This is a genomic window from Kribbella sp. NBC_00382 (assembly GCF_036067295.1).
In the GTDB taxonomy this organism is placed as follows: domain Bacteria; phylum Actinomycetota; class Actinomycetes; order Propionibacteriales; family Kribbellaceae; genus Kribbella.
The window spans coordinates 3,434,647-3,455,405 of sequence record NZ_CP107954.1 but is presented as its reverse complement, the minus strand read 5'-3'; the positions used below and the strand labels follow the sequence as shown (position 1 = coordinate 3,455,405).

Genomic DNA, 20,759 nt, shown 5'->3' with positions numbered 1-20,759 from the left:
TGTCACGACATGGGGCAGACTGAGGAACTGTGACTGACTACGTAGCCGCTCCGGACCGGTACGACGACCAGATGACCTATCGGCGCAGTGGCCGCAGCGGACTGCAGCTGCCGGCGATCTCGCTGGGTCTGTGGCACAACTTCGGTGGTGACAAGCCGCTCGACACCCAGCGCGACATCCTGCGCCGCGCCTTCGACCTCGGCGTCACCCACTTCGACCTGGCCAACAACTACGGCCCGCCGTACGGCTCGGCCGAGACCAACTTCGGCGGCCACTTCGCCCGCGACTTCAAGCCGTACCGCGACGAGCTGCTGATCTCCACCAAGGCGGGCTACGACATGTGGCCGGGCCCGTACGGCCAGGGCGGCGGCACCCGCAAGTACCTGCTCGCCTCGCTCGACCAGTCGCTGGACCGGATAGGGCTGGACTACGTCGACATCTTCTACTCGCACCGGTTCGACCCGGACACCCCGCTGGAGGAGACGATGGGCGCGCTCGACAGCGCCGTCCGCTCCGGCAAGGCGCTGTACGCGGGCATCTCGTCGTACTCCGCGGAGAAGACCCGCCAGGCGGCCGCCATCCTCGCCGACCTCGGTACTCCGCTGCTGATCCACCAGCCGTCGTACTCGATGCTGAACCGCTGGATCGAGGAGGACCTGCTCGACACCGTCGGTGAGCTCGGTGTCGGTGTGATCGCCTTCTCGCCGCTGGCGCAGGGCATCCTCACCGACCGCTACCTCGACGGCATCCCGGAGGGCTCCCGCGCCTCCAGGGGCACCTCGCTGGGCACCGACCAGCTGACCGAGGAGACGCTCGGCCACGTCCGCGCGCTGAACGAGATCGCCAAGCAGCGCGGCCAGTCCGTGGCCCAGCTGGCGCTCGCCTGGACCCTGCGCGACGACCGGGTCACCAGCGCCCTGATCGGCGCCTCCAGCGTCGCTCAGCTGGAGAACAACCTGGCCGCGGTCGGCAACCTCAAGTTCACCCAGGACGAGCTCGACGCGATCGACGCCGACGCCGTCGAGGCCGGCATCAACCTCTGGAAGAAGAGCTCCGAAGCCTGACAGCAGGACCGGAACGCGATCGGGCCCGCCTTCGCCGGATGCCTCCGGCGGGACGGGCCCGATCTGAAACCCTCCCCCACTGCGCCTGGTTGTGAGGGTGGGTCTGGTTCCCGCCGCCGCTGCGCCTGGTGTGCGGCGGTGGGTCCCTGCGCCCTCCCCCGCTGCGCCTGGAGTGCGGGGGAGGACGGTTCGTGGGGTTACTTCAAGGCGTCGATCGCTTTCTTCGCGCCCGGGTGCAGCTCGACCGGCGCCGTATCGGCCGCCTGCTCGATGGTGATGCCCTTGGCCGCCGCGTTCACCTGGACCAGCGCCTCCTTGTTCTCGAAGATCGCCTTGGTCAGCTTCTCGGCCAGCTCGTCGGACATGTTCTTCCGGACCAGCAGCACGTTCGGCACGATGATCGTCGCGACGTCACCCGGCTGCTTGTAGGTCGCGGCCGGAATGTTGCCCTGGGCATAGATCGTGCCGTAGGTCTTGGTCAGCGCGGGCAGCAGATCCGTGATCGGGATCAGCTTGACGTCCTTGCCCAGGCTCGTCATCAGATCGGTGATGCCACCGGTCGGCAGGCCGCCGGACCAGACCAGCGCGTCGATCGAACCGGCCTTCATCCCGTCGACAGACTCCGGCAGGCCGAGCCGTTGCGCCTTGACGTCGCGGGCCGGGTCCAGCCCCGCGGCCTCGAGCAGCCGCCGGGCGATCACCTCGGTCCCGGAGTTCGGCGAACCGGTGGAGACCCGCTTGCCCTTCAGATCGGCGAGCTTGGTGATCCCGGCCGAGGCCCGGACCGCGACCTGGGTGTAGTTGGGGTACAGCCGGGTCAGCGCGACCACGTCCTGCGGGCTCTTGAAGCTGTGCTCGCCCTTGACCGCGTCCGCGGCGGTGTCGCCGAGCGAGAACGCGATGTCGTAGTTGCCGGCCACCAGCCCCTGGACGTTCTGCACCGACGCGCCGGTCTCGCTCGCGGTCGCCCGGTAGCCGTCGACCTTCTCGGAGAACACCTTCGCCATCGCGCCACCGAGTTGGTAGTACACACCGGTCGTGTTGCCGGTGGCGATGGTCAGCCGGCCACCATCGGTACCGGCCTTGCCTGCTTCCGGTTCTCGCTGCCCTCCACAGGCGACCAGCGAAACAGCGGCGGCTAGCGCGACCACGGCGGCGGGGAGGCGTCGGCGGGTTCTCATGGGGCGGCTGGTCCTTCCGTTGGGCCAGTCAGGCGGTGTCGCCGGACCAGGTTGACAAGTACGGCGACAACTAACAAACCGATTCCAAGCGCAATAGTTACGGGCGCGAGGTAAAGCAAACACAGAGCGGACGGAACACACAGCGCCCGCTCCACCCAAGTGGTTGCAACCAAGATCCATCCGCCGGTCACCACGGCCAACGCGGCGACGGCGAGCATCGAGACCGCGAGGGTCCACACCATGCCGATCAGGCTGCCCTGTCCGAGCAGCCGAGCGCCGTTGTCGGTCAGTACGAACGCGAACGGCACCAGGAACGCGGGCAGCGTGTACTTCCACGCCTGCCACATCGTCGGCATCACCTTGCCGCCGGTGATCGCGGACGTCGCCACCGCGGCCAGCGCGGTCGGCGGCGAGACTTCCGACAGTACGGCGTAGTAGAAGATGAACATGTACGCCTCGGGCTGCGTGACGCCCAACTGCACCAGGGCCGGCGCGATGATCACGGCCGCGATGATGAACGACGCGGTCACCGGCACGGCCAGGCCGAGGATCAGTACTGCGAACGCCGACAGCACCACCGTCAGGATCAGGATCACGGTCTGGTTGTCGGTCAGCCCCTGGGCCGCGTCCACGATGATCGAGGCCAGGTTGAGCCCGAGCCCGGTCTGCGTGGTCACCGCGACGATCACACCGGCCGTCGCACAGGTGGCCACCACCGGAAGTACAGAACGGGTGCCTTGGGCAAGCGCTTTGAACAGCGGCCCGGCCGTCAACCGGTGCTCGCGGTCCAGGAACGACAGCCCGAACTGGATGATCACCGCGTAGACGACGGCCTTGAACGGCGGCACATCGACCGCCATGAAGGCGATGATCACGAACAGCGAGAGGAAGTGGTAGCTGAAGCGCTTGAGCAGCCTCCACGCCGACTCGGTGGAGGCTTCGCCCTCGGTCGTACCGTGCCGGCGCGCGTCCATCTCGATCGCGAGCAGGATGCCCAGGTAGTACAGGATCGTCGGGATGACCGCATAGCCGAGCACTGTCAGGTACGAGACCTGAAGGAACTCGGCGATGATGAATGCGGCGGCGCCAAGCGTCGGGGGCGACAAGATCGCGCCGATCCCGGCCGCGGCCAGCATCCCGCCGGCGGGCTCAGGCGGGTAGCCCGCACGGCGGAGGATCGGCCACGAGACGGTGCCCAGCGATACGGCGGTCGCAGTACCGGAGCCGGAGACGCTGCCGAGCAAGAAGCCGGCCAGGGTGACGGTCCGGCCAGGTGCCGTCCGGCTGCGCTTGAATGCAGCGAAGGACAGGTCGATGAAGAACTTGCCGGCGCCGGAGTAGTCCAGCACGGCGCCGTAGATGGTGAAGAGCACGATGTAGCTGGCTGCGACGCCCAGTGGCGTTCCGTAGAAGCCGGCCGTGCCCATCGTGAACTGGGCGATGATCGCCGAGAAGTTGAAGCCCTGGTGGGCCAACGACCAGGTGTAGGGCAGATAGCCGCCGTAGTACGCGTAGGCGATGAACAGCAGGCTGACGAGCGGCAGGACCCAGCCGGTCGTACGCCGGCAAGCCTCCAGCAGCAGGACGAGCAGGATCGCGCCGGTCAGCACGTCGAGCGTGGTCGGCGCCTGGCGGCGTTCGAGGAAGCCGTCGAAGTCGAGCAGCGGGTAGAGACAGACAACGACCGCGACCGCTGCGAGCACCCAGTCGGTGATGCCGGGGTTGTCGGTCGAACGCGCCTTGAACGGATTCAGGAAGGGCGGCACCTTCCAGCCCCGGTAGCACAACAAAGTGATCGGGAGGACGGCTGCGAGAAAGATCACTAAGTAGTACTGGGTCCCGGCCGACAGCGGGAAGAAAACCTGGACCAGAACACCGACACTGATCACCGCGCACCAGACCGAGATCACCCGGTCCAGGGCAGGACGCAGCCGCCGAGCGGGCTTTTCCTGCTCGTACTCGGCGAGTTCCGAATCGGAGAGCGTGGCGCTGCCACCCCCCGATGTTGCACTCACAGTCATCGACTGGTTCCCTCCTGTGGTCGAAGGCTAGTGTCGCCGACCACGAGGCGGAGTCGCATGATTACGTCTTTACCAAGATCTGACACATAACCCCGTCACCTGCCCTACGATCACGGCATGAGCGGCGCCGTCAGGATTTTGTTGGTCGAGGACGATCTAGATATTGCGAACGCTCTGATACCTGCGTTGCGCCGGTACGGGTTGATGGTGACGCACGTCCGGACGGCTGCGGACGCGCTCGCAGCCGACCCCGGTGACCTCGTGTTGCTGGACCTCGGGCTGCCCGACGGCGACGGCATCAACGTGTGCCGGCAGATCCGTACGGTGTCGGACGTACCGGTGATCGCGGTGACTGCCCGGGGTGAAGCGGCCGACCGCGTCCGCGGGCTGCGCAGCGGTGCCGACGACTATGTGGTCAAGCCGTTCGCGATCTCCGAGCTACTGGCCCGGATCGATGCTGTACTACGCCGTACCGGTCTTCTGCAGCCCCGCCCCCGGGTCACCGTCGGAGACCTGACCGTCGACATCGAGGCACGCACGGTCCAGGTCGCCGACAAGCCCATCAGCCTGACCCGCAAGGAGTTCGACGTGCTAGCTGTGCTGGCCGCCCATCACGGCCGGGTGGTGCCGCGTGAGCAAGTCGCGCTGTATGCCTGGCAGTCGGTCTTCGAGGCCTCCTCGCGGACCATGGACGTGCACGTCGCCAGCCTGCGGGCCAAGCTCGGCCGGCCCGAGCTGGTCCAGACCATCCGCGGTGTCGGCTACCGCCTGGGTTCGGACTGACCGTTGCGTCGTCGTCTGCTGCAGTCCCTCGTCCCGATGGTGGTCATCCTCGCCATCGTCGCTGCCTGGCCGCTGGCCAACTTCATCGCGACCGGTGCGTCCCGCACCCTGTTCCTGTCCCGCAGCAACGACGCTGACTGGTTCGCCACGATGGCCGAGGGTCCGCTGCAGTCCGGCGACATCGCCAGCTTGCGTGAGCTCGCCGTCCGCTACCACGAGCTCTACAACACGCCTGTCTTCGTCGTCGACGTCGACAGCCGGGTGATCGCGACCTCGCGCTCCGGCGTGGACGTCCGCGAGCCCGACCTGGCGACCGCGCTGTCCAGCACGCTGGCCGGCCGGCTGCCGGCCGAGCCGCCGGCCATGTGGCCCTGGAAGTCCGGCGAGATGGTCGTCGCCCGCCCGGTCGTCAACAACGGCCGGGTCCTCGGCGCCGCCGTCCTGCGGGTGCCGACCGAGCATGCCCGCGACCAGGTGCAGAACGGCCTGCTGCTCCTGCTCGGCGGCCTGATCGTCGCCATCGTCGCCGTCGTCATCGGCATCGTCCGGCCGGTCAGCCGCTGGGTGCTGCGGCCGATCAACGACCTCGACAACGCGACCCACCAGGTCACCCGCGGCGCGCTCGACACCCGGGTCTCCACCGACGGCCGCGCGCCCGAGCTGCGCCGGCTCGGCGACAGCTTCAACTCGATGGCGCTCAGCCTGCACCAGGCCCGCCAGCGCGAGCGCGAGTTCGTCGCCGACGCGTCGCACCAGCTCCGGACGCCGCTCACCTCGGCCCGGATCCACATCGAGGGCCTGTCCCGGCTGTCACCGACCGCGCGGTTCGCGCTCAGCGACATCGACCGGCTCGGCCGGATCGTCCAGCGGCTGTCCCGGCTGGCCGGCTCGGACCGCCCTGGCGAAACCGAGGGCAGCGAAGAGCCGCTGGACCTGGCCCAGGCGATCAAGGAACGGCTGGTCGGCTGGAAGGCCGTCTACGCCGCCGACGACCTCGAACTCATCATCGGCGAGATGGTCCCCGGCGGGGTCGCGTCCGAGCTCGAGGTGGACGACATCCTGGACGTCCTGCTCGACAACGCCTCGAAGTACGGCGCACCCCCGGTCGAGGTCTCGGTACTGCGCGACGGTACCGAGGTCGTCCTCTCGGTCCGCGACCACGGCCTCGGCCTCGGCTCCCGCGACCTGAAGAAGGTCGGCGAGCGCTTCTGGCGCAGCGCCCACCACCGCGAGATGCCCGGTACCGGCCTGGGCCTGGCCATCGTCCGCTCCGAGGCAGCCCGGGTAGGCGGCCGCGTGGTCGCCCGTCCCCCGATCGGTGGCGGCCTGGTGATCGAGGTCCGGGTCCCCCTGCTGGATGACTACGACGCCTGAGTACTGCGGCAGGCCGTAGTACTCAGACGTGGTTGGTGCGGTACCAGCGCTCAGCAGCCGGATGGAGCGGGATCGGCATGGTGGCGACCGCTGAGCGGGCATCCAGCGAGCCGGCCTCCTTGTGGTACGTCATCAGGTCGGCCTGGCGGCGGAACAGTGTGTTGAGGGTCCACCAGGCCCAGGAGTCGGACAGGCCGCGGCGGGCCAGCAGGTAGTTCGGGATGGCCAGGGTCGGGACCGCGCTGGCCAGTTTGTAGACCGACGGCGGGATCGAGGACAGCACGTAACCGCCGAAGCGCCGCAGCGCGATCGTCTCGGCGACGTCGCCGATGTCGACCAGCCGGAAGCCGATGGTGTCCTGCAGCACCCCGATCGGAGTGGTCGGCAGACCGCCGCTCCAGATCAGCGCGTCGATACCGCCCTTGGCCTTGGGGTTCTCGGCCTTGGCGGCCAGCGCCTTCACCGCGCTCTCCAGGTCGAGATTCACCTTCGTCACGTTCCGGACCCTGGCGGTGTCCAGGATCCGGTCGGCGACGACCTTGGTCCCCGACAGCTTCGGTCCGACGCTGACGGTCTTGCCGGTCAGGTCCTTGAGCTTGAAGACGTCGGACGCGGTCGGCACCACCACGTGGACGTAGTTGTCGTAGGTCCGGGCCAGCGCGGTGAACCGGAGCTTGCCCGTCTTGAACTGGTCGACGCCCTCGAAGGCGTCCAGGGCCGAGTCCGACAGGCTGAAGGCCAGGTCGGCGGTGCCCATGTCGAGCATCTTCAGGTTCTGCACCGAGCCCTGGGTGGTGATCGTCTCCATCGTGACCCCGGTCACCTCGGTGACCAGCTTCGCCAGCCCCGCGCCGTACACGGCGTACACCCCGCCGACGTTGCCGGTGGCGAGCTTGGCCGGGCCGCTCGGGGCCGGCTCCTTCGACCGCCCGCGGGAGCAGCCGGGAACCACCATGGCGGCCGCCGCGGCGGCTCCGAATCCGAGCACGTTACGGCGATTCAGGAGATGGGCGCGATCCATAGAGGACAACCTATTGGGCAAGTGGTCCCGAGGCTACTTACCGTGCTCGAACGAACAGCGTCTGGACGGGCCCCCTTGGGATGTGACAGCGTTGTCATCGCACCGGCCGCGAGGGCCGCGCCAGACCGTCATCGGAGGATGATTTCGTGCACGACGACCGTCAACTCATCGAGGAGCGGCTCCAGCGCGCCCTGCGGGAGCGGATCCGCCCCGCGATCTACGGCGCGGCCGTCCCGCTGGACATCAAGGTGTGGCACGCGCCTGGTGAGCCGGTGTCACCCGCCGAGGCGCTCAAAGCCTCCTACGAGCCCGCCGAGATCGGGCTGCCCTGGGGTCCCGCCTGGGGCACCGCCTGGTTCCACTTCAGCGGCCAGGTCCCGGCCGAGTGGGCCGGCCAGGACATCGAGGCCGTCATCGACCTCGGCTTCAGCGGCGGTCCGGGCTTCTCCGCGGAGGGCCTGGTGCACACCACCAAGGGCGTCCCGCTGAAGGGCCTGCATCCGCGCCAGACCTATGCGCCGCTGTCCATCCTCGGCCCGGACGGTACTGCGGCCTCGGCCGGCGACAGTATCGAGTTCTACGTCGAGGCGGCCGCCAACCCCGAGGTACTGGGCTACAACGCCTTCGCTCCGATCTCCTCGGACCTGGGCGCCAAGCCCGAGCCGGGTGGCAAGCCGATCTACCAGCTGACCCGTGCGGACCTGGCCGTCTTCAACGCGGAGGTCTGGGACCTGATCCTCGACCTGGACGCGCTGAACGGCCTGCAGAAGGAGCTCCAGCCGCAGGAGCCGCGCAGCCGCGAGATCCTGCGCGCCCTCAGCCGCGCCCTGGACGTCCTGGACTACGAGGACGTCGCCGGTACTGCGGCTGCCGCACGCGCCGAGCTCGCCGACGTACTGAGCCGTCCTGCGCACGCCAGTGCTCACCAGCTCTCCGCGGTCGGCCACGCGCACATCGACTCGGCCTGGCTCTGGCCGCTGCGCGAGACCCGCCGCAAGGTGGCCCGTACGGTCTCCAACGTCGCCACGCTGGCCCAGGAGTACCCGGAGCTCGTCTTCGCGTTCTCGCAGGCGCAGCAGCACGCGTGGGTGAAGGACAACTACCCCGAGGTCTGGGAGCGGCTGAAGAAGGCCGTTGCCGACGGCACCATCGTCCCGGTGGGCGGCATGTGGGTCGAGTCCGACACCAACCTGCCTGGTGGCGAGGCGCTGGCCCGGCAGTTCGTGCATGGCAAGCGGTTCTTCCTGGACGAGTACGGGATCGACACCCAGGAGGTCTGGCTGCCGGACTCGTTCGGCTACACCGCCGCGCTGCCGCAGCTGGTGAAGCTGTCCGGCTCGAAGTGGTTCCTGACCCAGAAGATCTCCTGGAACCAGAAGAACAAGTTCCCGCACCACACGTTCCTCTGGGAGGGCCTCGACGGGACCCAGGTGTTCACGCACTTCCCGCCGATCGACACGTACAACTCCGACCTGTCCGGTCGCGAGCTGGCGCACGCCCAGCGCAACTTCGCGGAGAACGGCTCTGCCACCCGCTCGCTGGTGCCGTTCGGCTACGGCGACGGCGGTGGCGGCCCCACCCGTGAGTTCGTCGCGACGGCCCGCCGGGTGGCCAACCTGGAGTCCTCGCCGCGGGTGACGATCGAGTCCCCGACCGAGTTCTTCAGCGCGGCCCAGGAGGAGTACCCGAACGCACCAGTCTGGTCCGGTGAGCTCTACCTGGAGATCCACCGCGCGACATACACCTCGCAGGCCAAGACCAAGCAGGGCAACCGTCGCAGCGAGCACCTGCTGCGCGAGGCCGAGCTGTGGTCGGCAGCGGCCGTGGTGGCCGGCAAGCTCGACACCTACCCGTACGACGAGCTGGACCGGATCTGGAAGGCCGTCCTGCTCAACCAGTTCCACGACATCCTGCCGGGCAGCTCGATCGCCTGGGTGCACCGCGAGGCCGAGGCGACCTACGCCAAGCTGGCCGAGGAGCTCGAGGCGATCATCGCCACGGCACAGCAGGCGCTGGCCGGCTCCGGCGACGCGCAGATCGTCTTCAACGCAGCCCCGCACACCCGTGGTGGCGTCGCTGGTCTCGGTGCGGGCATCGCCGTCGGCGAAGGCGCTGCGGCGACGATCGAGGGCGGCGTCCTCGACAACGGCGTGATCCGGGTGACGATCGACGAGCGTGGCCTGATCACCAGCCTGTACGACCTCGAGGCCGGTCGCGAGGTGATCGCCGCGGGCAGTACTGCGAACCTCCTGCAGCTGCACGTGGACACCCCGAACCAGTGGGACGCCTGGGACGTCGACTCGTTCTACAAGAACAACGTCCGCGACGTCACCGAGGTCGACAGCGTCGAGTTCAGCGACGTCGACGGCGTCGCCACGGTCGTCGTGAAGCGCTCCTTCAACCGGTCCAGCGTCACCCAGACGCTGCGGCTGCGGCCGGGCGCCAAGCGGGTCGACATCGAGACCGCGATGGACTGGCACGAGTCGGAGAAGTTCCTCAAGGCCGCCTTCCCGGTCGACGTGCACGCGGACCGCTCCGCCTCGGAGACCCAGTTCGGGCACATCTTCCGGCCGACCCACCAGAACACCTCGTGGGACGCGGCCAAGTTCGAGATCGCGGCGCACCGCTGGGTGCACGTCGGCGAGCCCGGCTACGGCGTCGCCGTGGTCAACGACTCGACGTACGGGCACGACATCAACCGGACCGCGCGGGAGGACGGTGGTACCACGACCACCATCCGTACCTCGCTGATCCGGGCGCCGCGCTTCCCCGACCCGCAGACCGACCAGGGCCTGCACGTGGTCAACCACGCGCTGGTCGTCGGCGCCGGCATCCCCGACGCGATCAACGAGGGCTACCGGATCAACCTGCCCGAGCGCGTCGTCACCGGCGCCGAGGGAGTCGACCCGATCGTTGCCCTCGACAACGACAATGTGATCGTCGAGGCGGTCAAGCTGGCCGACGACCAGTCCGGCGACGTCGTCGTGCGGCTCTACGAGTCGAGCGGCGGCCGGTCCCGGGCCACGCTGACCACCGGCTTCGCGGCCGCGTCGGTGACCGAGGTCGACCTGCTCGAGCGCCACCTGGCCGACCACGAGCTGACGGACGGCGGAGTGACCTTCGAGCTCCGCCCGTTCCAGATCCTCACCCTCCGCTTCAAGCGCAGCTAGCCAGCCCCATCTCAGGGGTTAACCCCTGAGATGGGTGGTTGCCCCCTCAGATTCTGAGGGGGCAACCCAGCGTTTGAGGGGATAACCCCTGAGATGTGCCTACTCCGGCAACCCGATCGTCGCCCGGATCGCCTGCTGCCAACGCCTCGCCCCGCGGCCGTGCCCGATCAGGCAACGCGATTCCGGAAGCGCACTGTCCGGATTGAGTCCTAGCATCGGCCTATGGATCAGGAGTTCAGCGGCGAGGTGCTCGAGTGGCGCGGTCCGGCGCCGTACTACTTCGTGCCCGTACCGGAGCAGGAAGGCGCCGCATTGCGAGCCGCTGGCCTGGCCGCCAGCTACGGCTGGGGGATGCTCCCGATTCGCGCGCGGATCGGGAGTACCGAGTGGAAGACCTCGTTGTGGCCGAAGGACGGCGGCTACCTGCTCCCGCTGAAGGACGCAGTCCGCAAACCCGCGGGCATCGGCGTCGGCGACGCGGTGGATGTCCGGCTCACCTTCGACGCCCTCCCCCGCCAGCAGAAGCCGCAAGCCAAGCGGGCACACATTCCCAGGGGCTCGCGGGAGCCGGTCAGCGCCGAGCAGTTGACGATCGTTCCGGCCAACCAGGCGAGCTGGGCCGACCTGCGATCGATCTTCGGTACCACCGGCAACCCCGCACGATGCTCCTGCCAGCGATTCCGCATGCTCCACAAAGAATCCTGGGCCTCCGAAGGCCCCGAAGAACTGGCCGCCCGACTCCGCGACCAGACCGCCTGCGGAAACCCGAAGGCACCCGCAACCAGCGGCCTGGTCGCCTACCTCGACGGCGAGCCCGTCGGCTGGTGCGCCGTCGCGCCGCGGGCCGACCACGCAAGGCTGCTCCGCGACAACCGCGTCCCCTGGCTCGGCCGCACCGAAGACAAGACCGACCCCACCGTCTGGGCCGTCACTTGCTTCATCACCCACGCGGGCTACCGCCGCCGGGGAATCAGCCACGCCCTGGCCCACGCCTCCGTCGACTTCGCCCGGCAACGCGGAGCCCACGCCTTGGAGGGCTACCCGGACTTCGCCGAAGGCGGCTCCGTCGGCACCCTCGCCACCTTCACCGACGCGGGCTTCACCCAGGTGAGCCAGCCCGGCAAACGCCGCGCCGTCCTGCGCATCGACTTCTGAGCACCACCCCGAAACGCAGCCTTCGCGGCCATGCGGCGTTCACCGGGGCGACGTAGCGTGGTGGAGCCGGACAGCATCCAGGAGGTGGCAATGACCCCGCCGACGCCCTTGCTCGGGGGCCGCACGCTCGATCGGGCGACGGCCAGAACGCTGCCACCGGGATCGCGGCTGCCGACGTTCGCGCAGACGTTCCTGTTCGCGCGTCATCGCAAGACCTTCTTCCCGCGACTGCGGGCGCAGTACGGGGATGTGTTCACGATCCGGCTGGTGCCGTCCAGCCGGGTGGTCGTGGTGGTCAGCCGGCCGGAGCACATCCGGGAGGTGTTCAGCACGCCGCCGTCGATCGTGCACGCGGGCGAGGGCAACACGGCACTCAAGCCGATCATGGGTCCGCACTCGCTGCTGCTCGTCGACGATGACGACCACATCCGGATGCGGCGTCAACTGATGCCGGCCTTCAACGGGCACGCGCTGCGCGGGTACTCCGAGATGATCGCCCGGCTCGCTCAGGACGAGGTCGAGGCGTGGCCGATCGGCAAGCCCTTCCGGGTGCACGAGCGGATGCGCGATCTCACCCTCGAGGTGATCCTGCAGGTGGTGTTCGGGGTGACGGACTCGGATCGGCTGGAGCAGTTGCGGCCGCTGGTCGAGAAGGTCGTCTCGGTCGACCCAATCATCATGCTCGGCGCCTTCTACCCGGTACTGCTGAAGTTCCCGCCGTGGCGTAGTTTCCTCCGGGCGCAGCAGCAGGTCGACGAGATCCTGTACGACGAGATCGCCGGCCGCCGGGTCGACCCGGAGCTTGCCGAGCGCAACGACGTACTCTCGAAACTGCTTGCCGCAGGCACCTGGTCGGACGAAGAACTGCGCGACCAGCTGGTCACTCTGTTGCTGGCGGGCCATGAGACGACGGCAACGTCGCTGGCGTGGGCGTTCCATGAGCTGGCCCGGATGCCTTCGGAATTGCAGGCCGGGCAACAGGCTGCTGACGAAGGTAACGATGACTACCTAGAAGCCATGGGCAAGGAATCACTCCGCCTGCACCCCGTCGTCTACCAAGTCGGCCGCCGCCTCACCGAAGCCATCGACCTCGCGGGCTACCGCCTCCCCCGCGGTACGACGGTGATGCCGGCCATCGGCCTGGTCCAAGGCGACGAGGAGCACTTCCCGGACGTCGAGGTCTTCCGCCCCGACCGCTTCCTGGGCGACAACCCACCGGCCCCCGGCACCTGGATCCCCTTCGGCGGCGGCACCCGCCGCTGCATCGGCGCCGGCTTCTCGCTCCTCGAATCCACCGAAATCCTCCGAGCCGCCCTCACCCGCTACAACCTCACCGCCCCCACCACCCCCGAAAAATCCACCCCCCGCAACGTAACCCTCGTCCCCTCCAACGGCGCCACCATCACCGCCACCCCCCGCCTCACCTAACCCACACCAACCCGAAGTCGGCACCTTGAACACCTCGTGGTGACCGCGGACATGAAATTACCTGTCCGAGGTCACCACAAGGTGTTCAAGGTCGCCAGTACTGGCCGGCGCGACCGACCGGGACAGCGCGCAGGTGAGGGCGACGGCAGCTCTGCTGGCCGTTCTGGTGCTGCCGCTGAGTGGTTATGCCGCTTCCGCGGTGTCGGCTAGGCCGCCTCCGCCGGCGTGCTGCGCGCGGCTGGGAGGCGATGGCAGCCGCCAGCTACCCAGTGGTTGCTGATTCGGCCCGCACGCAGTTCTGCGGCGCAGGCCAGCGGGACCACAGGCGAGTGGTCCGCCGCTGTGGGGCGGCGGGACCACCTCCTGTGGGGTTCAGTCCTCCAGGTCGCCGACGTCGCCGAGGTCTACGTCTCGGACGTCTTCGAGGTCGGTTTCGTCTTCGTCGTCCAGTTCGAAGGGCTCGTCGTCGTTGACTACGTGGACGGCTGCTTCCTCGGCGCTGGCGGCGGCGCCGTCGAAGCCGACGTCCTCGGCGACCAGGTCCTTCTCCTCGTCGAAGTGGGCGCCCTCGTCGGGGGCGACCAGACGGCCGGAGCGGACCTCTCCCACCTCAGGGCCGCCGACGTTCTCGCCGTCCTCCGCGTACGGGTCCGGTTCGGGTTCCTCCTGCGCGAGCCGCTGGTCCAGCGTCTCTCCCTCCAGCGCCTCCTCGGCGGTGGTACCGAAGCCTTCGCCCGCGGACCACTTCTCCGGCGGCGAGTAGCCCTCGTCCAGCAGGTCGTCCACGCCGCGGTCGTTCAGCGTGTCCGAGGCCTGCAACTGGTCCTCGTCGTCGACGCTGTAGCTGCCGTAGTCCTCACGGTTGTTGTCGCTCATGGCACCACCCTCGCTGTCCGAGCAAAAGGAATCAAGGCGGCGCCCCTGCGTCACCCGAGCCCACCCATCCCCGATGATGGGGTGATGGACCCGGTGCGGCTGACCCTGGAGCAGTTGCGCGAACTCCGCGACGACATCGCCCCTCGCGCCGCCCGGCGCTCCGCCGCCTCCGTGCACCGCCGGATCGACCGCTGGCGCAGCCGAGCCTTCTTCATCGCCCAGTGCGCCCTGGCCGCCGCCACCGCCTGGGCGATCGCCCGCTATGCCCTTGGCCACAAGCAACCATTCTTCGCCCCGGTCGCCGCGATGGTCTGCCTCGGCTTCAGCTTCGGCCAGCGCCTGCGCCGCGTCGCCGAGGTGATGGTCGGCGTCGCGGTAGGAGTCGGCGTCGGCGACCTGTTCGTCCGCGTCTTCGGTACCGGCGTACTCCAGCTCGTCTTCGTCATAGCGCTCGCGATGAGCATCGCCGTCCTGCTCGGCGCCGGCACCCTGATGGCCACCCAGGCCGGCGTACAGGCCGCGATCGTGACCACCCTGCTGCCCACCGACGGCGCCGCCTTCAACCGCTGGCTGGACGCGGTCCTCGGCGGCCTGGTCGCCCTTGCCGCCGCAACCATCGCCCCAGCCGCCGCGATTCGTCGCCCCCGGCAACAAGCCACCAGCGTCCTGAACGAGCTCTCGGCCATCCTGATCGAGACCGCCGACGGTCTCCGCCTGGACGACCACGACGCCGTCACGGACGCCCTCCGCCGGGCCCGCGAGAGCGAGAGCCTGCTCGACGACCTGCGCAGCGCAGCCGCCGAGGGCGTAGCAGTCGTCCGGCTCTCCCCGTTCCGCCGCCGTCACCGCGGCCGCGTCCAGGAGATCGCCGACCTGGTCATCCCGCTCGACCGCGCGATCCGCAACATCAGGGTCCTGGTACGCCGGGTAGCAGTCTCCGTATGGCGCGACGAGCGCATGCCCGACGAGTACCCGATGCTGCTCGACCGTCTTGCCGACGGCACCCGCCTCATCGCCGAGTCCCTCTTCGAGCCGGCCGCCGACGTCGCGGCCCACCGCGTCCTGGGCGAACTCGGCCGCCGTACCGCCGTACTCCCGACGCCGCCCGGCCTCTCCGCCGTCGTCGTCCTCGGCCAGATGCGCTCGGTCATCGTCGACCTGCTCGAGCTGACCGGTACGACGTACGACGAGGCCCGCGAACTCGTCCCGCTCCGCCCCGACGGCCTGGACGAGAAGTAGCCCCTCCGGACCGTGTGGCGCCGATCACACGAAATGTTCTGAGAAATTCCCGTCATACCCGGCCCCGCCGTGCGTCTCACAGGCATGACGATCCACCGACTGATGACAGTCATCGCCACCGAGCAGATTCATCTGCGCCGCGATGACCGCAGCGACAAGACGGCCTCAGCGACCGTCCCCACCGACGACCGGAGCGACGCCGCCGCCGAGCAGTAAGGCGCGAACCGGACGGACGGACAGGCGGCGCACCCGAACGGTCTTCCCCACCGAGGTAGATCGCACGGAAGTCGCATGACGCACGAGGCGCCCCTATGCGAGCGCGTCGCCTGCCCGTCGCGGTGCTCCGCCACAGCGGAGCGCCAAGAACCACCCGTTGGCCATCCTGACGCCGATTGCGCGAGGCTCAGGCCGGCCCGGGTGGTTCTTTATTTCTCGACCAGTACCTCGGTGGTCACCGAATTCGCGATGAAGCACTCCTGGTGCGACAAGTGATGCAGCCGATCCATCGCCGCCTCGTCCGGGGTCTCACCCGCGAAGGTGATCACCGGATGCAGCGTCACCCGGGTGACCGCCATCCGCCCGGCCTCGTTCTTGGCCATCACGCCGACCGCGTGATCGACGTACGAGTCGACCACCAGCCGCTTCTTCGCCGCGATCGCGAGGAAGGTGAGCATGTGGCAGGACGAGAGCGCCGCCACGAACGCCTCCTCCGGGTCCACCGTCCCGGAGTCCGTGCCCAGGTACGCCGGATTGGCCGACCCGGGCACGGTCACTCCACCGTCGAAGCGCCACTCGTGGTCCCGGCTGTACTTCTCGTAGGTGAACTCGTGCTCACCGCGACTCCAGCTGACATCGACCACGTGCTCCGACATGGACTACCTCTCTTCCGACACGACTCCATGGCGCTTCTTCGGCGCCGTCACCGGGTTGAATCGTACGGCGGTCTTCCCCGGCAGCTGGGCGACGAAGTCACTGTCGTAGCGGGCCGCCATCCCGGCGACCGGGAAGTCGGTCGTCACGTACTGCGCGCCGCTGGCGAGCGCGATGCCGAGCCGGGTGTAGTCCTTGTCCCGGATCGTCGCCATCGGCTCGTCCGACCGGGTCCGGACCAGGTAGCCCTTCGTGACCAGCCGCTGGATCTCGGCCTGGCCGGCGCCCCGCGGGTCGTTCACCTCGGTGATCGCGGCGTCCGGTTCACCCTCGGGACCACGGGTGAAGACGGCGCGGCCCTCCAGGTTCGGCTTGCCGGCCCGGTACAGGTCGCGGATCTCGCCCGGACCGCCGTTGTCGAAGTAGAACATCACCTTGCCGCGGGCGTCCCGCAGTGTCGGCCAGCCCTTGGTCAGTACCGACTGCTCGAGCGTCAGGCCCGGCTTGCGGACATCGTCCGGCGTGATCAGGTCGTCCGCGGTGAAGACCGAGTGGATCTCGGTGTCGACGCTGTCCAGGTTCGCGGCGTCCCACGGCGGAGCCTTCACCCCACCGGCGGCGACCACCTGCGGGTCGGACTGCTTCAGCTCGAGGTTGATCGAGATCGGTGCCGCGTTCGGGTGCTCGTCGGTCCACGTCTTGACCTGCTGCAGGCAGAGTACGAAGGTCCGGCAGTTGGTGTTGTAGTCGAAGTCCGGGACGTGCATCACCTTGATGCCGGGCTGCGCGAGCGCCGGGTCGGTGAGGGGGCCCTGACCGGTCAGCTTGCGGATCAGCGGGTAGGTGTAGAGGCCACCGACAGGGTCCGGGAACAGGTCGAACTCCAGCGTCCGGACGTTCTGGTACTCGAGCTGCTGGCCGACCGGGGCGTGTGAGTACCAGAGGTCGACGGAGCCCGGGTTCTGCTGCTGCTGGACCTTCTGCTCGTTCGGGCTCAGCTCCCGGTGGTACGAGTTGTGCGAGCCGATCTGCTGCACCTGGTTCATCCGGATCCCGGAGGTGTTCGTCCGGTTGTCCGTCTTGGCCTCGGCGCTCTGCCCGGGCAGCGCGGCGCTTCCGGCCAGGCCACCTCCGGCGACGGCCAGGGACGCGAGTCCCGCAATCAGTTTCCTGCTGACCTGCATCTGTTTTCTCCCTCACTCAACCCCGACGGCGACCTCTGCCCCGATTCTCATCTAGACCGGTGTCATCTGGCCGACTGTTAGATGACAGCAAACCGTGTAGTGCCGACGGCGGGCTTTTGGCAACGTTGTCCCCCGGTGGAGGCACAATGAACACCATGGTCACCACATCCGCAGGCGAGGAGCCAGGCGCCGACGCCGGTACGGCGTACCCGCTGCGCCGGACACCGACCCAGGACCGGGCCAATCGCCAGGTCGAGCGCATCCTCGACGCGGCCTGCGCCGAGGTGGTCGAACGCGGCTACGACGCCGCCTCGACCAGCAGCATCGCCCGCCGGGCCGAGATCGCGGTCGGCAGCGTCTACCGGTACTTCCCGGACAAGCGCACCCTGATCCAGGCGATCGAGCGGCGCAACCAGCATCGCTACACCGAGGCAGTCCGCGAGCGGCTGGCCGTGGTGGCCGACTGGCGGCAGGCCGTCGATGTCACCCTGGACACCTTCCGCGAGATGCACACCACCGATCCGGGGTTCCGCGCGGTCGTGCTGAGCGGGCTGGGCGATCCGGAGCTGGAGGTGACGCCCGGTGAGTTCGACGACCAGCACGCGGGCGAGTTCGCCGAGCTGCTCACGCTGCGGTTCGGGGCGCGGGACAGCCACGAGTTCCAGATGAGCGTCACGCTGACGATCGCGATGGGCGAGGCACTGGCCCACCTGGCGGACCGGCTGCCTGCCGCGGACGCGGAGTACGTGCTGGCTCAGGGCCGCCCGGCCCTGCACCGCCTGCTCGAGCCACACCTGCCGGCTGAGGCCGGCTGAGCCGCTGCCCTGAATCACCAGTTGCTCGAGCCATGCAGGCGGCTCGAGCAACGTTTCGTCGTAAATCAAAGGTCCCCCGCCGATCTGGCGAGGGAGGGCGCTTCTTGCTGGGTAAGGAAGGCTTACGGCTGCGGAACCGGTGAGCGTGGGCCGATCGTCGGCCAGTGGCTCACCTTGCCCGCGATCCGGGCCCTGCGCGGCGACCGGATGTCGTAGCTGACGATCACCCTGTCGTTCTTGGCGTAGCTGCTCGCCGCGGCCAGCGGAATCATCCGCGCGACCTCGAACGGGCCCTCGCCGTGCCGGGTGTAGTACTCGACAGTGACCTCCAGGCATTCCGCCGTCGCGCCACTCTCCAGCTGTCCGCGGACCGGGCCGCGCACCTTCGTCACCCGTCCGGCTGTCTTCTCGACCCCATCGCTGCGGCGCCGGACGCCCGCAACGATGTCTGCCACGATGCATGCCGTGACCAGCAGCACCAGGCTTAAACCACCGAATACAACGATAGTCAACACTTGGTACTCACCCCCGACGCGTCGCCCGCGAGCGGCGCGGTCGTCGTTTTGTCGTACTGCCTGTACGGGCCTTCCCGTACAAACGGTGGGACGGCGGCTGAGGCGATCCGGTTCCCACGTACTGACAATTGTGTTTCAGCTGTCGCCGAACATCCCGAACTGATGCCGTGACGGCACCGGCCGGTCCGTGCCCAGCTCACGCTGCGCCCACTGCCAGTACTCCGCCAGCGGGTTCTCCCCCTCGCGGACGGTCGGCAGGTCGATCCCCTCGTCCAGCAAGGCCTGGGCGCCGGCCGCGTCGTCCTGCAGCAGCAACAGCTTGACCCTGGCCGCCCGGAGCCGCGGATGGGTGCGTACCTCCTCGGAGGCGCGCTGGTAGAACTGCTCGGCGGCCCTGGTGTCCCCAGCGTCGACGGCCCACTCGAACGCCTCCACGAACAACTGATGCAAGCCGGCCGGGGCCAGGGTCACCGCATGATCCCAGTCGTGGCTGTCGCCCGAGCGCAACGCCAGTTCGCGTGCGGACCATACGGTTTTCAAGCAATTGCTCGACTTGCGCCAGGCGTCGAGCGCGCCGTCGTGGTCATCGGCGTACCAGCGGGCGACGCCGCGGTGGTACCAGCTCAGCCAGTTGTCCTCCTCGACCGCTTCGAGCAAGTCCTTCCAATGCAGCAAGGTGCCGTCCGGCGGCACGTTGTGGTCGATCGGCTCAGGCAGCCGACCTTCGAGCACCGGCAGCCAGGCGCGTTCGCGGGCCGTCATCGTCTCGTCGGCGAACGGCGTCCCCGCGGAGACCTTCCAGCCGGTACGCCGCAACTCCAGCGCTCCCCATCCCGACCCGACCGCGAGTTGCTCGGCCGGCTCGGCGTCGATGACGGTCAGCCACTCCTCCTCGCGGGCGGCGAGCGAACGTAGTACCGGCTCCAGTACTTCGCCCGCGGCCGTCCGAGCCGTCTTCCAGTCCTCCGCGTGCGCCTTGGCCGGGTCGACGCTGACCCGCCCGTACGCCTCCAGCCAGTGCCAATTGGTTGCTGCTGGCAACTTGAGGTGCTCCATCTGGGTCCGCGCCAGGCCGGCCTGGATCTCGGCGTACCCGTGTCCCTGCAAGCCCGGCGAGAGCCACTCCTGCCACCTGCGGCCACCGGTCGATTCGCCCCAGACGAACAGCTTCCGGCCGCGCAACCGGTCCGTCGACGCTTGCGCCAATCCGTTGCCCTCGGCATCGAGTGACGCGATCCAGGGCTGCTCCTCCGGCGGCAGCTCGAAGAAGAAGTCGACCGCTCGCCGGTGCCGCATCGGATAGGTCAGATCGACCCCGTCGTACTCCGGTACGCCGACCAGGTCGAGCCGATTGCCGTACCCGAACCGCCAGGCCTGGTCGGCCGGGACGAGTACCCGCGTCCCCGGCGACTGTTCGACCGCGATGTTCGACCACCAGTACGCCGGGGCGGTCTCGCTCGACGGGTTCTGGATCCGCGCACCGACGTACAGCTGCTCGGAGTCCTCGGGGAGCCAGAAGTCCAGCTGGATGATCAGGTTGCGGGTGCGCTCGAGCTCCCATAGGCGTAGTACCGGCGTACCGTCCGGGCCTTCGACGCGGGCCGCGTGCATGGGTGAGCAGGTGCCGGTCCAGTGGCCAGTACTGCCGAGGTTCCACTCGACGCCGCCGGCGAACCAGGCATTGCGCAAGGCGAGGTTGGCCGGCTGGAGGACCGGGTTGCGGTAGAGCAATTCGTCGCCGCTCGCCTTGTGGCCAAGGGAGTAGAGGCGGCCGCCGAGGCTGGGGAGGATGGTGGCCCGGAGGCGGTCGTTCTCCAGGACCAGCGAGGGCAGCTCGCGCTCGACGAGGTCACGGTCGTAGCCGTCCTGGACGAGGGTGGGCAGCATCGTCTGCAGGTGATCGGGGTAGGTCATGTTCTCGCGCATCTCGGCCGGCAGCTCGGCCAGGTTCTCGACGTGGTGCATGTCCTGGCTCGAGCGCAGCGGCGGCAGCGGGTTCTCCTCGCCGAGGGAAGCGGCGGGCAGGCTCAGCTGTTGCGCGGAAAGGGTCGTCACCGGGCTAA

General features: G+C 68.7%; 17 protein-coding genes. 9 read left to right on the top strand and 8 right to left on the bottom strand.

Annotation, left to right across the window (positions count from 1 at the left end):
• The first annotated feature begins 29 nt into the window (after nucleotides 1–29).
• A complete protein-coding gene (gene mgrA / locus OHA70_RS16865) occupies nucleotides 30–1,064 on the top strand; it encodes an L-glyceraldehyde 3-phosphate reductase (RefSeq protein ID WP_328333561.1) in 1,035 nt (344 codons plus the stop codon).
• A gap of 197 nt (nucleotides 1,065–1,261) precedes the next feature.
• On the opposite strand, the gene OHA70_RS16860 is transcribed toward mgrA, so the two are convergent.
• Together OHA70_RS16860 and OHA70_RS16855 are read right to left on the bottom strand one after the other, a co-directional pair.
• Nucleotides 1,262–2,245, bottom strand: coding sequence for a TAXI family TRAP transporter solute-binding subunit (locus tag OHA70_RS16860; protein WP_328333559.1), 984 nt, complete (start codon nucleotides 2,243–2,245; stop codon nucleotides 1,262–1,264).
• Complete coding sequence (locus OHA70_RS16855) at nucleotides 2,242–4,266, bottom strand: TRAP transporter permease (protein ID WP_328333557.1); 2,025 nt, start codon at nucleotides 4,264–4,266, stop codon at nucleotides 2,242–2,244. Before OHA70_RS16855 ends, OHA70_RS16860 begins: the two co-directional genes overlap by 4 nt.
• A gap of 117 nt (nucleotides 4,267–4,383) precedes the next feature.
• On the opposite strand from OHA70_RS16855, the gene OHA70_RS16850 reads away from it, so the two are divergent.
• Nucleotides 4,384–5,049, top strand: a complete 666-nt coding sequence (locus tag OHA70_RS16850; RefSeq protein ID WP_012918592.1) for a response regulator transcription factor — start codon at nucleotides 4,384–4,386, stop codon at nucleotides 5,047–5,049.
• A gap of 3 nt (nucleotides 5,050–5,052) precedes the next feature.
• Nucleotides 5,053–6,423 (top strand): sensor histidine kinase, encoded by a 1,371-nt coding sequence (locus tag OHA70_RS16845; protein WP_328333555.1) that lies wholly within the window; start codon nucleotides 5,053–5,055, stop codon nucleotides 6,421–6,423.
• Between the two features lie 22 nt (nucleotides 6,424–6,445).
• On the opposite strand, the gene OHA70_RS16840 is transcribed toward OHA70_RS16845, so the two are convergent.
• Nucleotides 6,446–7,444 (bottom strand): TAXI family TRAP transporter solute-binding subunit, encoded by a 999-nt coding sequence (locus OHA70_RS16840; RefSeq protein WP_328333553.1) that lies wholly within the window; start codon nucleotides 7,442–7,444, stop codon nucleotides 6,446–6,448.
• Between the two features lie 146 nt (nucleotides 7,445–7,590).
• Between OHA70_RS16840 and OHA70_RS16835 the strand changes: the two genes are divergently transcribed.
• The 3 genes from OHA70_RS16835 (at nucleotide 7,591) to OHA70_RS16825 (ending at nucleotide 13,197) form a co-directional block, all read left to right on the top strand.
• A complete protein-coding gene (locus tag OHA70_RS16835; protein ID WP_328333551.1) occupies nucleotides 7,591–10,614 on the top strand; it encodes an alpha-mannosidase in 3,024 nt (1,007 codons plus the stop codon).
• Between the two features lie 222 nt (nucleotides 10,615–10,836).
• The gene (locus tag OHA70_RS16830) at nucleotides 10,837–11,769 is read left to right on the top strand and encodes a GNAT family N-acetyltransferase (protein WP_328333549.1); all 933 of its coding nucleotides are present in this window, start codon (nucleotides 10,837–10,839) and stop codon (nucleotides 11,767–11,769) included.
• A 90-nt stretch (nucleotides 11,770–11,859) separates the two neighbouring features.
• Nucleotides 11,860–13,197, top strand: a complete 1,338-nt coding sequence (locus OHA70_RS16825) for a cytochrome P450 (protein ID WP_328333547.1) — start codon at nucleotides 11,860–11,862, stop codon at nucleotides 13,195–13,197.
• A 372-nt stretch (nucleotides 13,198–13,569) separates the two neighbouring features.
• On the opposite strand, the gene OHA70_RS16820 is transcribed toward OHA70_RS16825, so the two are convergent.
• The gene (locus OHA70_RS16820; protein WP_328333545.1) at nucleotides 13,570–14,073 is read right to left on the bottom strand and encodes a DUF5709 domain-containing protein; all 504 of its coding nucleotides are present in this window, start codon (nucleotides 14,071–14,073) and stop codon (nucleotides 13,570–13,572) included.
• Between the two features lie 84 nt (nucleotides 14,074–14,157).
• Between OHA70_RS16820 and OHA70_RS16815 the strand changes: the two genes are divergently transcribed.
• Nucleotides 14,158–15,312, top strand: a complete 1,155-nt coding sequence (locus OHA70_RS16815) for an FUSC family protein (RefSeq protein WP_328333543.1) — start codon at nucleotides 14,158–14,160, stop codon at nucleotides 15,310–15,312.
• 84 nt (nucleotides 15,313–15,396) lie between these two features.
• A complete protein-coding gene (locus tag OHA70_RS16810; RefSeq protein ID WP_328333541.1) occupies nucleotides 15,397–15,528 on the top strand; it encodes a hypothetical protein in 132 nt (43 codons plus the stop codon).
• 209 nt (nucleotides 15,529–15,737) lie between these two features.
• Here the strand turns inward: OHA70_RS16810 and OHA70_RS16805 are convergent, their stop codons facing one another.
• Nucleotides 15,738–16,184, bottom strand: coding sequence for an OsmC family protein (locus OHA70_RS16805; RefSeq protein WP_328333539.1), 447 nt, complete (start codon nucleotides 16,182–16,184; stop codon nucleotides 15,738–15,740).
• A 3-nt stretch (nucleotides 16,185–16,187) separates the two neighbouring features.
• Nucleotides 16,188–17,366, bottom strand: a complete 1,179-nt coding sequence (locus OHA70_RS16800) for a phosphatidylinositol-specific phospholipase C1-like protein (RefSeq protein ID WP_328333537.1) — start codon at nucleotides 17,364–17,366, stop codon at nucleotides 16,188–16,190.
• 155 nt (nucleotides 17,367–17,521) lie between these two features.
• On the opposite strand from OHA70_RS16800, the gene OHA70_RS16795 reads away from it, so the two are divergent.
• Nucleotides 17,522–18,181 (top strand): TetR/AcrR family transcriptional regulator, encoded by a 660-nt coding sequence (locus OHA70_RS16795; protein WP_328333535.1) that lies wholly within the window; start codon nucleotides 17,522–17,524, stop codon nucleotides 18,179–18,181.
• Between the two features lie 122 nt (nucleotides 18,182–18,303).
• On the opposite strand, the gene OHA70_RS16790 is transcribed toward OHA70_RS16795, so the two are convergent.
• Both OHA70_RS16790 and OHA70_RS16785 read right to left on the bottom strand, forming a co-directional pair.
• Nucleotides 18,304–18,696 (bottom strand): DUF3592 domain-containing protein, encoded by a 393-nt coding sequence (locus tag OHA70_RS16790; protein ID WP_328333533.1) that lies wholly within the window; start codon nucleotides 18,694–18,696, stop codon nucleotides 18,304–18,306.
• Between the two features lie 135 nt (nucleotides 18,697–18,831).
• Nucleotides 18,832–20,751: a DUF5107 domain-containing protein gene (locus OHA70_RS16785; protein WP_328333531.1), complete on the bottom strand. Its 1,920-nt coding sequence runs from the start codon at nucleotides 20,749–20,751 to the stop codon at nucleotides 18,832–18,834.
• Between the last annotated feature and the right edge of the window lie 8 nt (nucleotides 20,752–20,759).

What these genes read in the sequence shown, in the direction of transcription:
- OHA70_RS16840 (WP_328333553.1), bottom strand. Translation starts at nt 7,444, where the DNA reads ATGGATCGCGCCCATCTCCTGAATCGCCGTAACGTGCTCGGATTCGGA.
- OHA70_RS16855 (WP_328333557.1), bottom strand. Translation starts at nt 4,266, where the DNA reads ATGACTGTGAGTGCAACATCGGGGGGTGGCAGCGCCACGCTCTCCGAT.
- OHA70_RS16810 (WP_328333541.1), top strand. Translation starts at nt 15,397, where the DNA reads ATGACGATCCACCGACTGATGACAGTCATCGCCACCGAGCAGATTCAT.
- OHA70_RS16830 (WP_328333549.1), top strand. Translation starts at nt 10,837, where the DNA reads ATGGATCAGGAGTTCAGCGGCGAGGTGCTCGAGTGGCGCGGTCCGGCG.
- OHA70_RS16800 (WP_328333537.1), bottom strand. Translation starts at nt 17,366, where the DNA reads ATGCAGGTCAGCAGGAAACTGATTGCGGGACTCGCGTCCCTGGCCGTC.
- OHA70_RS16860 (WP_328333559.1), bottom strand. Translation starts at nt 2,245, where the DNA reads ATGAGAACCCGCCGACGCCTCCCCGCCGCCGTGGTCGCGCTAGCCGCC.
- OHA70_RS16795 (WP_328333535.1), top strand. Translation starts at nt 17,522, where the DNA reads ATGGTCACCACATCCGCAGGCGAGGAGCCAGGCGCCGACGCCGGTACG.
- OHA70_RS16815 (WP_328333543.1), top strand. Translation starts at nt 14,158, where the DNA reads ATGGACCCGGTGCGGCTGACCCTGGAGCAGTTGCGCGAACTCCGCGAC.
- OHA70_RS16820 (WP_328333545.1), bottom strand. Translation starts at nt 14,073, where the DNA reads ATGAGCGACAACAACCGTGAGGACTACGGCAGCTACAGCGTCGACGAC.
- OHA70_RS16805 (WP_328333539.1), bottom strand. Translation starts at nt 16,184, where the DNA reads ATGTCGGAGCACGTGGTCGATGTCAGCTGGAGTCGCGGTGAGCACGAG.
- OHA70_RS16850 (WP_012918592.1), top strand. Translation starts at nt 4,384, where the DNA reads ATGAGCGGCGCCGTCAGGATTTTGTTGGTCGAGGACGATCTAGATATT.
- OHA70_RS16825 (WP_328333547.1), top strand. Translation starts at nt 11,860, where the DNA reads ATGACCCCGCCGACGCCCTTGCTCGGGGGCCGCACGCTCGATCGGGCG.